Source organism: uncultured Victivallis sp., from assembly GCF_944391105.1.
Lineage (GTDB): Bacteria > Verrucomicrobiota > Lentisphaeria > Victivallales > Victivallaceae > Victivallis.
In genome coordinates, this window is the sequence record NZ_CALXSK010000066.1 from 1 (window position 1) to 13,782 (window position 13,782).

Genomic DNA, 13,782 nt, shown 5'->3' on the forward strand with positions numbered 1-13,782 from the left:
GATAGTCCCAGAGTTAAGATGAACCTTCTGCCTCTTTTTTCATCCCGCCGAATTAAAAACTTTTGAAATTACCTCAGCAGTCATCTTGTTCTTCACTTCTCTTCTGGGCTTTGCCGTGGAGGTCGTCAACGCCGGACACTCGGGGTGGAACTCGCGGCAGCTGCGCGAGATCTTTGCCGGGGAACTTCAGAATCATCGTCCCGACCTGGTGGTCCTCATGGTGGGAACCAATGATAACCTGAACAGTTACAACATGGTACCGCTTTCGGAATATCGCGACAATCTCACCGCGATGGTCGTTGCGGCGAAGGCCTTCGGTGCGAACGTGCTACTCTGCGAAATTCCGAGGGTGAATGAGGAGATGATGTCCCGGCGGCACAAGGAAGGGTTCTTCCGCCGGGAGAGTGCGGAAAAGAAGGTGAACAACGTGAATGCAATTGTGGCGGAAGTTGCGAAAAATCAAAATGTTCCGCTCCTGGCAACCACGAAGGTCCTCGGCGCGTCGACCAGCGATGCCGCGAGTCTTTTCCGCAATACGGCCAATTCCGGCACTGCGGACGGTGTTCATCCGACGGCGAACGGCTATTTCCGGTTTGCCGACGCGGTCGCAAAACGGATCCGGTCGGAGAAATAGACCCCGAAACGGATTCTCTGCATCGGTGACAGCATCACGTTCGGGGCGGGAGTGAAAGGCGGCGGGAGCGCGTCTCCGGAGTCGGAGTCATATCCGGGATATCTCTTCCGTTTTCTGAACGGGAAGTGATTGCGCCGGTTCCCCCGGAGCAAGCCGACTGAAGCGCACGGTGATTCCGAGCAGGATTTCCACGGTTTTCTCCATCTCTTCGACGGATGCGAACTCACTTTCTCCGTGGAAGTTGTATCCGCCCGTCCCGAGGTTCGGGCAGGGGAGGCCGCGAAACGAGAGCATCGCACCGTCGGTTCCGCCGCGGATCGGTACGATGACCGGTTCAAGTCCGCTCTCATGAACCGCCTTTTTTGCGATATCGAGCAGGAACGGATGTTGCAGAATCACCTCTTCCATATTACGGTACTGGTCTTTGACTGCAACCGTGACGGTTCCATTGCCGTATCGGGCGTTCAATTCCGCGGCGATGCGGCGCAGCGTGGTTTTGCGCGCTTCGAATGATTCCGCATCGTGGTCGCGCAGCAGATAGACCGTTTCCGCTTCCGAGGCCGTTCCGCTGCAGCGGATCAGGTGATAGAAGCCCTGGAACTGTTCGGTCTCTTCCGGAACCTCGTTCCGGGGCAGCATCGAATTGAATTCGAACGCCACCCGCAAAGCATTTACCATGATCCCCCGGGCCGAGCCGGGGTGGACCGGAATCCCGTGAAAAGCGATGGTTGCGGTCGCCGCATTGAAGTTCTGGAATTCGATCTCTCCGGCCGCGCCGCCGTCAACCGTGTAGGCGTATTGTGCGCCGAACGCTTCCACATCGAAAAAGAGGGTCCCTTCGCCGATCTCTTCGTCGGGAGTGAAACCGAAACGCAGGGGGCCATGCGGGATCTTTTCGGAGATGATTCGTTCGGCCGCGGTCATGATTTCCGCGATGCCCGCTTTGTCGTCGGCGCCGAGGAGCGTGGTCCCATCGGTCGTGACCAATGTGTTTCCAATTTGATGGTTGAGGGACGGGAACCGCTTCGGGTCGAGGAATTTGCCGCTTGTCCCGAGCGGAATGACGCCGCCACGGTACGGGATGACCTGTGGTTGCACATTCGTACCGGAAGCCGCGTCCGAGGTGTCGAGATGGGCGATGAATCCGAGGGCGGGGGCTTCTTCCATTCCCGGAGTCGCCGGGAGCGTTCCAAAGGCGTAACCGTGTTCGGTGAGCCGGACATCCTGAAGGCCGACGGCACGCATTTCCTCCGCAAGATGTCGTGCGAGCACCATCTGATTCGGGGTGGATGGATGGGTTCCCGTGCTTTCATTCGACTGGGTGTCGAATCGGACATAATCGAGCAGACGCTCAAGAACGGTTTTCATGATGAACCTCACAATTTTTCATTTCCGCATTGTCACCATGCGGTCACACCGGGTCCGACAATGCGGCTGCGCCCGCTTTTTTCGGCGGGAAGAAGCCGGATACGGACCGGCACAAATATTTCAATATTCGGTACATGGGTGATAATTCCGACAAGTTTCCCTTCGCTTTGAAGCGACTGGATCTGGGAGAGCACGTGGGCGAGGGTCTCTTCGTCGAGTGTTCCGAATCCTTCGTCGAGAAAGAGCGTGTCGATTTCAAGTTGTTCCCCGGACATGCGCGGGAGTGCGAGCGCCAGCGCGGTACTGACGAGGAAACTTTCTCCCCCGGAAAGGTTTCGAACGGAGCGGATCTCATCGCATTGATAGTGATCGATCACATTGAAGTCGAGCGGGGAATCCTCGATGCTGATCAGCTCATAACGGTCCGTAAAGCGGCAGAGCGCCCGGTTGGCTTCGGCGATGAGCTGCTCGAAAATCAGAGATTGAGCGAACTGCTGAAATTTTCCGCCGTCCTGCTTGCCGATCAGTTCGTTCAGCAACTTCCAGCGGGACACTTCTCCGCGCATTTTTTCAAGTTTTTCTTCGGCGATTCTGCGTCGTCCGCGTTCAGCGGCATCGTGTTTGAGTTTTTCGGCGATCGCGCCGCACTCTTCATTGAGCCGCCGGGCCTGTTCGCGGAGTTTTTCCGCTTCGGCAGCGCGTTCTTCGTGGGAGCGATGATCTTCCACTTCATAACGGGCGAGTTCGGATTCCAGTTCGGCGAGATGGCGTGTCTCGCTTTCACGCCGGGCGGTCCGTACCGCCTGGCTCTGGATCAGGTTTTGAAGTTGCTCGCCGGCGTTCTTTTCCTGGGTGACGGCAGTGCCGAGTGCCTGTTCAAGCGACTTTTCAACTTCGTCGGCGGGGCGGCCGCCGAGAAGCTGTCCGCGTTCCGCTCTCTGCCTGGATAACAATTCAACCAGTTCTGCCTGAATATGATGCAGGCTTTCAAGACGCGTCTGCTGTTTTTGGAGAAAGCCCGTGCGCAATTCGATTTCATGAGCGAGCCGCGACTGGTTTTCCTCCGCGCGTTTGATTGCACTGGAACGTTCCTGATAACGCTTGAGCCTCCCGGCCAGAATGTTCTGCGCTTCCGACAACGGGCAGCGGAAAGGGGCGAACAGCGTGACAAGCTCCTTCTCCACCGTTGCCACCCGGGAGCGGAATTCCTTTTCGCGCTTCCGGCTTTCCTCAAGCGAGAGAGCGGCCAGGTCGACGTTGTGGATGGAATCCTGTTCATGCTGTTTCGCCTGGCGGATGGCGGCTTCCAGACGTTCCCGCGCGGTGAGAAGCTGCCGGAATTCCTGATCGATCCGCTCCCAGCGTTCAAGCCGCTTCAGATGATCGATCTGTTTCTCCCGCAAGCTCTTCAGAAGGTTGTCCGCTCGGGAGACAAGATTCCACTCCGGAGGAAGTTTCTCATCCAGCCGTGCGTGCTCCTCCTTCAGTGCGGCGGATTCTTCTGAAAGCTGTTTTTCGAGTCGCAGAAATTCCGCCTTGTCGGCGGCCAGACGCAGTTGGATCGATTTTACTTGCTCAGAAACAGTACGATAGCGATTTTGTTTCCGCAGGATCTCCTCCGGTTTGTCCTTGTCCGCGTAGGGGTGATGCAGGGAGCCGCACAGCGGGCAGGGTTCGCCGTCGTTCAGGTGGATGCGTTCCGCGGCGAAATCGGGATTTCGAAACAGCGGTTCAAGTTCGTGAAGTTCCGCTTCCAGCTGTTCAAGTTCAAGGCGTTCCTGTTTGATGCGTTCCTGCGACTGATTTCGATCGGATTCGAGTCGAACAAGACGGCTTCCGGCGGTCGAAAGTTTCCCGGCCGCTTCGATGAGTTCCCGGAGCCGCTCCGTCTGCAGAGTGAGGCTGAGTCGGAACTCATCCCGCGCTCCCGCGAAACTCCCTGATATTTCAACCGATTCCCGGTCAAGCTGCTGCTGTTTTTTCTGCAACGCTTCCGATTCCAGGCGCAGACGCTCTTGCTCCGCTTTCGGGCTTTCGCACTCCCGCTGCCGTTGCGCGAGGATTGCCCGACGCTCCTCTGCGGTACGGCTCGCTGCGGCGGCCTGTTTCCGGAGAGTCGCAAAATCGTCGAGTTTCAGGTTCCAGGCGGTGAAGTGTTCGGGCAATGCGGCATCTTCCGGGTGGTCATCCAGCTCTTTCCGGATTGCCTGTTCGAGCTCTTCGGCTTCTTTTCGTTCGGCATTGAGCTTTTTCAGCTCCTTCTGCGCAGATGATAACGCATCTGATTCCTGCTGAATTTGTTCTGCGTTTTTCTCCAGTTCGTTTTCGATTCGTCGGAGTTCGTTGTCGAGCGTGCGTGCGGTGGTGATGGCGGGACGCAGGTTTTCGCGTTCCTGCCGGGCGGCGGCGGTCCGGCTGGCGGCTTCAGCCAGAACAGCCCCGGCCGCTTCAATTTCCGGCTCCGCCTCCATCTCCTGCTGATTGATGGTTTGCAGTTCGGCGCGGGTTGCGGCCAGCCGATTCTCCAGTTCGCTCACGTGTTCCAGCGCAGCGGCGAGCGACGAGCAGCGAACCGCTTCCGCACTCTGGAGTGCCCTTTGTTGTTCCAGAGAGGTGATCTCTTCCGGTTTCAGGAGTTCGATCGATTCCAGCCCGGCCGATGCGAGATCGAATTTCTCCTGGACCGTCCGATATTTCAGGAAGGCTTCCGCAGAAATCTGTTTGTAGATCGTGCTGCCGGTGATCTGTTCAAGAATCTCGGAGCGTTCCGCTGCCGGGGTCTTCAGAAAAATTGCAAACTCCCCCTGCGGCAGCAGCATCGCACGGGAAAAATGATCGAAATCCATCTTCAGGAGTTCAACGATCGTTCTGGCGGTCTGTTTGCGCTGTTCGGAAATCATCTGAAGCGTGCCGTCCGGCAGCATCTGTTCCAGTGTGTGACGGTCCGGTTGAAGATTCCCGTCCGGTTTCCCGCGGGCGCGGCTCTGACTCCAGAACGCGACGTAACGCCGCCCGTGAAGAGTGAACTGGAGTTTTGAAAAACACTCTCCCGTGCCGTGTGTCATGATTTCATTCGTGCCGGCAAAGCCGTCGAGACGGTTCGTGCGGCGGAACAACGCGAGGCGGATCGCATCGAATATTGTGGTTTTCCCCGCTCCCGTCGCTCCGGTGATCGCGAAAATGCCGCTGCGCTCAAAGACGGGATCGATCAGATCGATCTCCCATTCTCCTTCCAGAGAGGCGAGATTTTTGAAACGGATCTTTTCCACCCTCATATCTGTCTCTCCTTTTCGCGCATTTCCGCAAGGAGCAGGCGGAATGACTCAAGCAGGGTGTTTCGCTCCTCCTCCCCGCGGATTCCCTTCCGGTCGAGCAGAAGCTCGAATACCTGCTCCTCCGTGAGAGAACGCAATTCCTTCACAGTTCGGCTTTTATGTTCGGTTTCCGGACGAGGGGCGAGCGACCGTGCGATCATCGGGTAGTTGTGCTTCCTTTTTTCAAACATCTCTTCGAGCGCGGCGGAGAGCCGATGCGGAGTCAGATCCGTGACGAGCACGCGGCAGCAAACCTCATCCGCCTCATCCCGGAGAACGGTCAGTCGCGGAGCGATCTCTTCCCATTTTCCTTCGAATGTGACGATGCGGCGCGTCTGCGGCACGGGAAGCGGGGTGATTTGCGCAGTTCGCCCTGAAAACTCCACAAGCTCGACCTCCCGCTCCCTCATGTCGGAAAAACTCATGCGCAACGGGGAGCCTGAATATCGGATATGTTCTTTTCCGCCAATCGCTTGAGCCTGGTGGATGTGTCCGAGCGCAATGTAATCGGCCGAAGGAGGAAGATCCTCATCGGTCGCGAGTTTGAGTCCGCCGACGAATTCGCGCACCCCGTCGTTTTCATAAACCGGTGCGCCGGCCGCGGCGAAGTGTCCGGTCAGCACAAAAGGAATCGGCCGTCCGGCCCGTATCGACTCGGCCTTTTCCGCGACCCGGCGATAATGTTCCCGAAATCCGCGCCGCTGGGCGGCGTCGCGTTCTTCCGGCGTCTCTCCCCAGGTCGAGAAATGGAGGTCCGCGTCGCGCAGATAGGGAACCGCTCCGACAATCATGGCGGGTTCGCCGTCATCGCCAGGAACCACCACAACCTCGTCGGCAGGGTCCTCTGCCGCGCACCCGAAGACTTTGATGTGAAATGCCCGGTCGAGCAGGCCGGCCGGCGCATTCAGAAACGACGGCGAATCATGGTTCCCGCCGATCAGAATGATCCGGCGGCAGCTTCCGTCGCGGATCACAGCGGAAAGAAAGTCGTAGTACATTGCCGCACAACTGTTTCCAGGCGTATTGGTGTCAAAGATATCCCCCGCGACCAGAAGAACATCCACCTTTTTCCCGTGAAGAACGTTTCGCAGCCAGTTGAGAAATTCGCGGAATTCCGCGTCGCGACGCCGGCCGTGAAAGAGATGCCCGAGATGCCAGTCTGAAGTGTGCAGCAACCGCATAAGTCCGTCAGATCACCCCCAGTTCCGTGGCGATGAATTTCGCGCGGTTGGTTGTGATCGAGTCGACGCCGATCTCCACAAGGTGTTTTGCCACAGCGGGGTCGTCGACCGTCCAGACGTGAAAGCCGAATTTTTCCGCATGAAGGGCATCTGCATAGGCGGAGGAGAGAAACTCCGACTCGCAGATGTCGACGCCGTCCACACCCAGTTCTTTGAGTTTTGCAACCAGTTCTTCCGGAGAACGTTCCGCCCTTCTTGTCTCCGGCGTATTCCCGATGGTGCTGCCGCAGAGCCAGTAGGCATTGTGGTTCGGAAACTGTTTTTTCACTTCCGCGATCGTCGCCTCGTCGAAAGCGATGAAGGTCAGCTGCTCCGGCCGCCACGGACCGGAGCGAAACAGCGTTTTCAGGGCTTCGACGATCGGGCCGACGCTCTTGAGTTCGATGTAAATTTCACCGTATGCGGGCATCGATTCGAGCACTTCGCGCAACATCGGAATCCGGGTGAAGCGCCACGCTTCCCCCTTCCAGATTCCGGCATCGTACTCCTTGAGCTCCCGCAACGTCAGGGAGGAGATCGCCAGATCCGCGCCGCAGGTGCGCTTGAGATTGTCGTCATGCATGCAGATGATTTCCCCGTCTTTCGACAGATGGAAATCCCCCTCGATGCAGGTGGCGCCGCGCGCCCAGGCAAGAGTGAACGACTCCAGCGTATTTTCCGGGGCGGCAAACGACTCCCCGCGATGAGCCACGATCTTCACGGACATGATAACCGGCTGCTCCTTCGTTTAGTTGTTGCAATCACTGGAAAATATAACATCGATCCCGGTGTTTTCCACGTTTGCAAGTAAAATTTCGCCTCTTTTGACCGGAATTTCCACCTCCATCGCATAGAGCTGGTTCAGCAGGGCGTCGATATGCCGTTTCGGGAGCGGTCCGGAGGTTCGGACCGGCAGGCGCGGCATGATGGTCGAATTGCTCCTCACCGTGGCGGTCACGACCCGGCGCGGATCGGTCAATTCGCTTTTCGCATAAAGTTCGCCGCGCGGGCAGCGGTTTCCGCTGATTTCCCACGGTTCAGAATCGTTCTCCCGGACGGCGGTCAGATGACAGCCGATCGGGCAGCTGATGCAGATCAATTTCTTTTCCATTGTGTTACGCCTCCTCACGCAACCGGAAAACGAGAGTTCCGGGCTCGTTCAGCAGTTCGGCCGGAAGTTCGATTTTCAGCATTTCCGCCGGTTTGACATAGGTGAATTTCCGTTTCCAGATGACGCGGTTGTTGAGTTTCGCCTCCAGGGTTGCTGCGTCACTCACAATCAGAGGCCGGAAGGAGAAAATACATTTCTCTCCGGTGTTGAAGCGATTCGGCACCACATACTTGAGATTTGACTCGACAACTGCGCAATTGGAGTCGCTCCGGAGAGTCCCATCCAGATAGCGTACGATCGAACGGCCCGCTTCGCCCGCCTCTTCCGAAACGAAGTCGACGAGATCATGCACATGCAGCACATTTCCCCCTGCGAATACTCCCGGGACGGAAGTCTGAAGATTCGCGTCGACAATCGCTCCGCCGGTCGCCGGATTCAATTCCACCCCGAGCTGACGGGAGAGTTCGTTCTCCGGGATCAGCCCGACCGAAAAAAGCACCGTGTCGCACTCGATCCGGAACTGGCGGTCCAGCTGGGGAATTCCATTGTCAAGCGGTGCAGCTTCCACGTATTGAACCCGTTCTCTTCCCGCAATATTTACGACCGAGTGTTCGAGATAGAGCGGAATCCCGAAGTCGTTCAGGCACTGAACCACGTTTCTGGTCAGCCCCGACGGATGCGGCATGATTTCGATCACGGCTTTGACTTCAACACCGCTCCAGCGCAGACGCCGCGCCATGATGAGCCCGATGTCGCCGGAGCCGACGATGACCGCGCTCTTCCCCGGCAGCATCCCCTCGATGTTCAGCAGTTTCTGGGCCGCTCCCGCCGTGAAGATTCCCGCGGGCCGGCTTCCGGGAATCGCGAGGTTGCCGCGATTGCGTTCCCGGCAGCCCATTCCGAGGAACAAAGCGCGCGCCCGAATGCGGGAGACCCCCTCCGCCGCGGAGAATGCGAGAAGCTCAAAACCGTTGTCCGGCAGAGGTTTGATCTCTGTTACCGCAGTTCCGGTTTTGAATTCGACGTTCGGATTTGCGGCCAGGGCCGCCACCCGGTCGGCGTATTCCGGCCCGGTCAGCTCCTCCTTGAAGTAACGCAGCCCGAAGCCGTTGTGAATGCATTGGCGGAGGATGCCGCCAAGCTGATCCTCGCGGTCGATGACGACCGTCCGAAATGGACTCTTCGCCGTTTCCGCGGCGGCGGCAAGACCCGCCGCGCCTGCGCCGATGACGGCGATATCGTAAGAGAAGTCGTGAATCATTCCGCTGCCTCCGGGGTCGTGTTGACTTTGATTGTTCCGAGTTTTCCGCCGAGCAGCCGGCTGTTGCCGCCTTTTTTGGTCAGCTCCTCCATCGGAATGCCGCTCTCGCGGCTGATGATCTTCATGATTTTCGCCGAGCAGAATCCGCCCTGGCAGCGGCCCATTCCCGCCCTGGTGTAGAACTTTACGCCGTCCAGCGTCGTGTGTCCCTTGCGCACGGCCTCGATGATCTCCGCTTCCGAAATCTTCTCGCAGCGGCAGACCACGTGAGTCCAGGCCGGGTCGTCGTCGTGGAGACGGTCGAGCGTTTCCGGTGTTTCGTTGCGCAGCTCATGATGGATCGGGTTGCGGTATTGAATCTTCTCTTTTTCGACGAGTTCAAGACCGTCTTTCTTCAGCAGGTCTTTCACATACTCCCCGATTGCGGGCGAGGCCGTGAGCCCCGGCGACTGGATTCCGGCAACCTGCACGAAATGAGTGACTTTCTCCGACAGGTCGATGTAGAAGTCCTCGCTGTCGAGGACGGGCCGCAATCCTGCGAACGAGGTGATCACGTCCCGGGTCGAAACTCCGTTGACCATGCGGCTTACAAGCGTGACGATGCGCTGCATGTTGTCTGCGCTCGTGGTCGTGTCGAGTTTGTCTTCCGCCGGATCTGCGGTCGGACCGATCATGGTCGTCCCCTCGGCGGTCGGAATGACGAGAATTCCTTTCGATTCCCGGCTCGGAACCGGAAAGACCACCTTACCCGGCCGCGCCGGAGAGTTTCGATCGAGCAGGTACTCCTCGCCTTTTCTCGCATGAATCTTGAACTCTTCCGCACCGCAGACGGCCGAGACTCTGTCTGCAAAGAGCCCGGCGGCATTCACGACGTAACGCGCCTTGAGCGTCCGGCCGTCCGCGGCGGTCAGCGTCCAGAGGTTGTTCTTCCGTTCTCCGGAGACGACTTCGAAGTTGCAGAAGAGGTCGCAGCCGTTCCGGCGCGCCGATTCCACGAGGCTGAACACATAGCGGTACGGCTCGATCGTTCCGCCGTTCGGCGCATAGAAGCCGCCGACTACTTCCGGATTCAGTTTCGGTTCCAGTTCGAGCAGCCGGTCGCGGCCGCACATCTCGAGGTTGCGGACTCCGTTCTCCACGCCCTGCTGATAAAGTTTCCGCACGGTCACCATCTGCTCGTCCGAGAACGCCACCACGAGGATCCCGTTGCGGTGAAACGGGAAATCGAGCTCGTACTGGAGTTTGTCGAACATCAGATTCCCGAGGATTTCAAGCCGTGCCTTCAGCGTCTTTTTCGCCGAATGGTGGAATCCCCCGTGGATAATTCCCGAGTTCGCCTTCGACACGCCGAATCCGACATCGGCCCACCGTTCGACCAGCGCAACCTTCAAATCGTAATGCGACAGCTGCCACGCGGTCGATGCGCCGGATACTCCGGCGCCTACAATGACTGCATCATACATATTCCCAAATCCTTTGAAGTTCACCGAGATTGTTCACCTGAAAATCGGGATGGATATTTTCCGGCACAACAAGATCCGCGCCGGGCTGCAGAATGTGGCATGTGACCGCCCCCGCATTTTTGCCCAGTGCGATGTCGGTCGAGAGCCGGTCACCGGCCATGAGGCATTGTTCAACCGGGATTCCATAGCGTCCGGCCGCCTCCCGCAGCATGCCGGGATCGGGTTTGCCGAGCACCTTGAGTTTCGTGTTGGTCGACACCTCCAGACAGCGGGTGATCGCCCCGCAGTCCGGCAGCCAGGTCGGCTGATCGGTCGGACAGTAGACGTCCGGATGGGTTGCGAATCCCGGGATCCCTTTCCGCAGCAGATATGCCGTCCGGCAGAGGTCGTCATAGTCAAATGCCCGATGGAATGCGACGACGACCGCCTGCGGCGTTTTGTCGTCGAATTCAAATCCGGCGGCTGTGAATTCCGGCCGGATGCAGGGCATTCCGAAGAGGTGGATCCGCTTGATTTCCGGATGGTTGCGTCTTAAATAGTCGATGGTGTAACAGGTGGAGGTGTAAAAGTTTTCCGCTGTCGTTTCGATTCCCATCCGGTGCAGTTTTGCGACGTACTCCTCCGTGCTGTTCGATGAGTTGTTGGAAAGAAAGGCGTATCCAATCCCGCGTTTCCGCAGGAATTCCAGAAACGGCAGCGTCGTCGGGAACAGCGTCCCGCCATGATAGATCGTACCGTCCATATCCAGAAAAAACATGCGGATGTTTCTGAGTTGTTCTCCATTCATAATCAATCTGTCACGCCTTTCCCGATAGTTTGTTCCGAAGCCGTTGAACCGGTTGCCGCAGACGTTTTTGTATGTTTGTTTTGTATAAAGTTTACTAAATATAAACCTTGTTTCTCCTGATGTCAATCCGCAATGCAAAAAAAACGGGAAATCTTCGGCGGAGCCGGGATTACCCGTTCAAGCTGTCTGCGTTAAGGGCAGGGGGGAGTAATTCTATTTCGCTTCGGAAACTTCGGAGAGATAGCGGAGAAACTCATCCGCGTTGCTGACCGGAGGCTTCTCCGGTGTGCGGCTTACGATCGTAAGATTTCCCGCGCGGACGGCCCATGGTTTTCCGTCTTCTGCGGCGAGCACCCGGCTGCCGGGAATGACTTTCAGCACCTGGGCGGCTGAACCGTCTTTGAAACGAATCGTCTCCGGTGTGAAGAACTTGTCGAGTTCGGGAATCGCGCCGAGATCGGAACGCCCTCCAACATAACTGACCGGCTTCCCGCTGGCGATCGCCTTCTCGATCTCTCCGGCGAAATAGCGCGAAAAAGGCGGGCGCGGGCAGTTGATGATAACCGCATCGAAATCGTCGGGCAGCGTGTTGGTCGAGCTGTACCATTCCAGCGGCGCCCCGGCGAGGCGCGCCGACTGCGGAATCAGATTCTGTTCGTATCCGTGGAATGCCTTGTGGCGCGTCGTCCACCACCACTAGGTGTAGCCGCCGGGGAACACGTAATTACGCGGGGTCGGTGCAATCGGACTCTTCCCGGAAGCGGCGTATTCGCGGTCGATCCGCGCGGCCCAGGCAAGACCTTCGGGGAAATCATGGTAATTGTGATTTGTCCAGAGGTTTCCGGGTTTCAGATCGAAGCCGAAGAAGTAGAATCCGCTCACGCCGAGCCGTGCGAGATTTTCCGCCATTCCACGCAGTTCCGCTTCATCCTTGAAGAACTTGGTGCCGCCGTTGCCGACCGCCGCGCTGTGTCCGACTTCGGTACCGACTTTCCACATCGTGTGGGACGACGCTTCCGCTTCCGCGCGCGAGGCGCCGCCGCCGGTCGTTCGAGACCGAGATTGGCGATACAATACAGGACTGCAGCTTAATCACTGGACAACCTGAAATATTCTGTACCGGAATCTCACAACACGTGATTTTTTATCGACTGTTCTTCCAGTCCTCGGGTGCTTTCAAAGAACCATTCCCTGCTTCAATATTGGTTCCCCGGATGAGGTTGTCCTCAACCTTGCCGGTTGATTCACGCAACGCCCAGCCGCGACCATGAAGAACCGGAGAACGGGTATCGGTTACTGTATTATGATTGAGTTGTACATTGGTACAATAGATTGCCTCAATGATGTTCTGAGTGGATTCTTTTCCACTCGAATTGCAGTTCTCGACCAGATTGCCGCTGATGGTCAATGTATCTACGAAATGTCCCTGAATCCCCTCCGTGCCGCATTCTCGAATGATATTGTTCACGATCATCACATTGGAAAGTCGCCGGGTGGCAGTCGGCATCAAATGGTTATCCCCCTGCGCTTGTGCACAAATTGCGGCGCGGGCAGTACAGGTATCCAAGCCATTTGGATATTCACTGTTGATGATTTTAGTATCTTTACCGGCATTGAAAATCTGGTTGTTCGCAATCACCACGTTTGCAACTTGAGCACGACTGCCACGAAAGACCCGGTCTGAATTAAATACACAAATTCCCGCATTCACGGTATTCTCGATCATATTTTCAGTGATCGAAACCCTGTTACAGCCGATGGAGGAGATCCCCTGATAGGCGTTGTGGATGACATTCCCACGAGCAATCCAGACTCCAGATTGTGGGAATCCGCTTTTCACCAGTAATTCGCGCTGTTCTGGAAGACCGTAGTCATGAAATGAAAGAGCATCATCCTTGATGTCGGAAAGGCGGTTATTAAGATAACGGACGTCAGCACAGTAGTGGCTGTAAATACCGTCGCGGAAGCAATTTTCAATCACATTGTCCGCGAAGGTCAGTCCGGTGCTGTGCATCACACAAATCCCCATCTGCCCGGAGCCATTGATTCTCGCTTCACGGATCGAGAGGTCTTCGCAACGCGTAATCAAGAAAGTGTGCGCATCCCTTGACTTCGCATATGATTCAGGTCGTTCCGGTTGATTGGAAACCTCAGAAGAGATGATGAATCGCCCACCGGAAAGCTTGATTCCAGAACAGTCGACAATCTTGATTGTAAATTCCTCACGGTTTCGCTTCACCAGCAGAGCATTGCCGAAATCAATCCTCACATTTTTCGCCCCTTTTAGAGTAAGAGGTCGAGCCAGTATATAGGTTTTCCGATCAAAATAAATATCTTCTCCCGAGTCGAACGCCGCCTGGATGGCAGCTGAATCATCAGTGACACCATCCCCCTTTGCCCCGAACTGCGCAACTGGAACCATAGCACTCGCGACTCCGGCGAACAACACGCAAAACAATCCAATTAAAGAAAATCACTGCCGTCCCATACATCTTTGAAATTGTCATTTTTGTCCTCCTGTTTGAGCTTGCGTTGATTGTTTTTTTTAATTACCCATTTCCGGTTTTTCCTTTTCGTTGAGTTGGATTATAGTTGTGCGAATCCTGGTAAATATGCCTGTTCCG

The 13,782-nt window shown here is 56.7% G+C and carries 12 protein-coding genes; 1 reads left to right on the forward strand and 11 read right to left on the reverse strand.

Going from position 1 to position 13,782, the window contains the following annotated elements; translation table 11 throughout:
• The first annotated feature begins 85 nt into the window (after nt 1-85).
• A complete protein-coding gene (locus Q0K10_RS14770) occupies nt 86-634 on the forward strand; it encodes an SGNH/GDSL hydrolase family protein (protein WP_294508616.1) in 549 nt (182 codons plus the stop codon).
• An 87-nt stretch (nt 635-721) separates the two neighbouring features.
• On the opposite strand, the gene pepT is transcribed toward Q0K10_RS14770, so the two are convergent.
• From pepT to Q0K10_RS14825, 11 genes are all read right to left on the reverse strand, one after another.
• On the reverse strand, nt 722-2,002 hold the full coding sequence (gene pepT / locus Q0K10_RS14775; protein WP_294508618.1) for a peptidase T: 1,281 nt from the start codon (nt 2,000-2,002) through the stop codon (nt 722-724).
• Nucleotides 2,003-2,034: 32 nt separating this feature from the next.
• A complete protein-coding gene (locus tag Q0K10_RS14780) occupies nt 2,035-5,277 on the reverse strand; it encodes an AAA family ATPase (protein ID WP_294508620.1) in 3,243 nt (1,080 codons plus the stop codon).
• The gene (gene sbcD, locus Q0K10_RS14785; RefSeq protein WP_294508623.1) at nt 5,274-6,497 is read right to left on the reverse strand and encodes an exonuclease subunit SbcD; all 1,224 of its coding nucleotides are present in this window, start codon (nt 6,495-6,497) and stop codon (nt 5,274-5,276) included. The genes Q0K10_RS14780 and sbcD overlap by 4 nt, the downstream gene beginning before the upstream one ends.
• A 7-nt stretch (nt 6,498-6,504) precedes the next feature.
• Nucleotides 6,505-7,263, reverse strand: a complete 759-nt coding sequence (locus Q0K10_RS14790) for a glycerophosphodiester phosphodiesterase (RefSeq protein ID WP_294508626.1) — start codon at nt 7,261-7,263, stop codon at nt 6,505-6,507.
• A 21-nt stretch (nt 7,264-7,284) separates the two neighbouring features.
• Nucleotides 7,285-7,647, reverse strand: a complete 363-nt coding sequence (locus Q0K10_RS14795) for a DUF1667 domain-containing protein (protein ID WP_294508629.1) — start codon at nt 7,645-7,647, stop codon at nt 7,285-7,287.
• 4 nt (nt 7,648-7,651) lie between these two features.
• Nucleotides 7,652-8,908 (reverse strand): FAD/NAD(P)-binding oxidoreductase, encoded by a 1,257-nt coding sequence (locus tag Q0K10_RS14800; RefSeq protein ID WP_294508632.1) that lies wholly within the window; start codon nt 8,906-8,908, stop codon nt 7,652-7,654.
• Nucleotides 8,905-10,371 (reverse strand): NAD(P)/FAD-dependent oxidoreductase, encoded by a 1,467-nt coding sequence (locus Q0K10_RS14805; RefSeq protein ID WP_294508635.1) that lies wholly within the window; start codon nt 10,369-10,371, stop codon nt 8,905-8,907. The genes Q0K10_RS14800 and Q0K10_RS14805 overlap by 4 nt, the downstream gene beginning before the upstream one ends.
• Nucleotides 10,364-11,128 carry an HAD-IIA family hydrolase gene (locus Q0K10_RS14810; RefSeq protein WP_294508639.1) on the reverse strand — a complete coding sequence of 255 codons (765 nt, stop codon included), beginning with the start codon at nt 11,126-11,128 and terminating at the stop codon, nt 10,364-10,366. Before Q0K10_RS14810 ends, Q0K10_RS14805 begins: the two co-directional genes overlap by 8 nt.
• A gap of 243 nt (nt 11,129-11,371) precedes the next feature.
• Complete coding sequence (locus Q0K10_RS14815; protein ID WP_294508642.1) at nt 11,372-11,539, reverse strand: hypothetical protein; 168 nt, start codon at nt 11,537-11,539, stop codon at nt 11,372-11,374.
• Nucleotides 11,540-11,854: 315 nt separating this feature from the next.
• Nucleotides 11,855-12,157 (reverse strand): hypothetical protein, encoded by a 303-nt coding sequence (locus Q0K10_RS14820; protein ID WP_294508645.1) that lies wholly within the window; start codon nt 12,155-12,157, stop codon nt 11,855-11,857.
• A gap of 145 nt (nt 12,158-12,302) precedes the next feature.
• Entirely contained in the window at nt 12,303-13,580 is a 1,278-nt protein-coding gene (locus Q0K10_RS14825; RefSeq protein ID WP_294508648.1) for a right-handed parallel beta-helix repeat-containing protein, read from the reverse strand.
• Between the last annotated feature and the right edge of the window lie 202 nt (nt 13,581-13,782).

What these genes read in the sequence shown, in the direction of transcription:
- Q0K10_RS14800 (WP_294508632.1), bottom strand. Translation starts at nt 8,908, where the DNA reads ATGATTCACGACTTCTCTTACGATATCGCCGTCATCGGCGCAGGCGCG.
- Q0K10_RS14790 (WP_294508626.1), bottom strand. Translation starts at nt 7,263, where the DNA reads ATGTCCGTGAAGATCGTGGCTCATCGCGGGGAGTCGTTTGCCGCCCCG.
- sbcD (WP_294508623.1), bottom strand. Translation starts at nt 6,497, where the DNA reads ATGCGGTTGCTGCACACTTCAGACTGGCATCTCGGGCATCTCTTTCAC.
- pepT (WP_294508618.1), bottom strand. Translation starts at nt 2,002, where the DNA reads ATGAAAACCGTTCTTGAGCGTCTGCTCGATTATGTCCGATTCGACACC.
- Q0K10_RS14825 (WP_294508648.1), bottom strand. Translation starts at nt 13,580, where the DNA reads ATGGTTCCAGTTGCGCAGTTCGGGGCAAAGGGGGATGGTGTCACTGAT.
- Q0K10_RS14795 (WP_294508629.1), bottom strand. Translation starts at nt 7,647, where the DNA reads ATGGAAAAGAAATTGATCTGCATCAGCTGCCCGATCGGCTGTCATCTG.
- Q0K10_RS14780 (WP_294508620.1), bottom strand. Translation starts at nt 5,277, where the DNA reads ATGAGGGTGGAAAAGATCCGTTTCAAAAATCTCGCCTCTCTGGAAGGA.
- Q0K10_RS14810 (WP_294508639.1), bottom strand. Translation starts at nt 11,128, where the DNA reads ATGTTTTTTCTGGATATGGACGGTACGATCTATCATGGCGGGACGCTG.
- Q0K10_RS14820 (WP_294508645.1), bottom strand. Translation starts at nt 12,157, where the DNA reads ATGTGGAAAGTCGGTACCGAAGTCGGACACAGCGCGGCGGTCGGCAAC.
- Q0K10_RS14805 (WP_294508635.1), bottom strand. Translation starts at nt 10,371, where the DNA reads ATGTATGATGCAGTCATTGTAGGCGCCGGAGTATCCGGCGCATCGACC.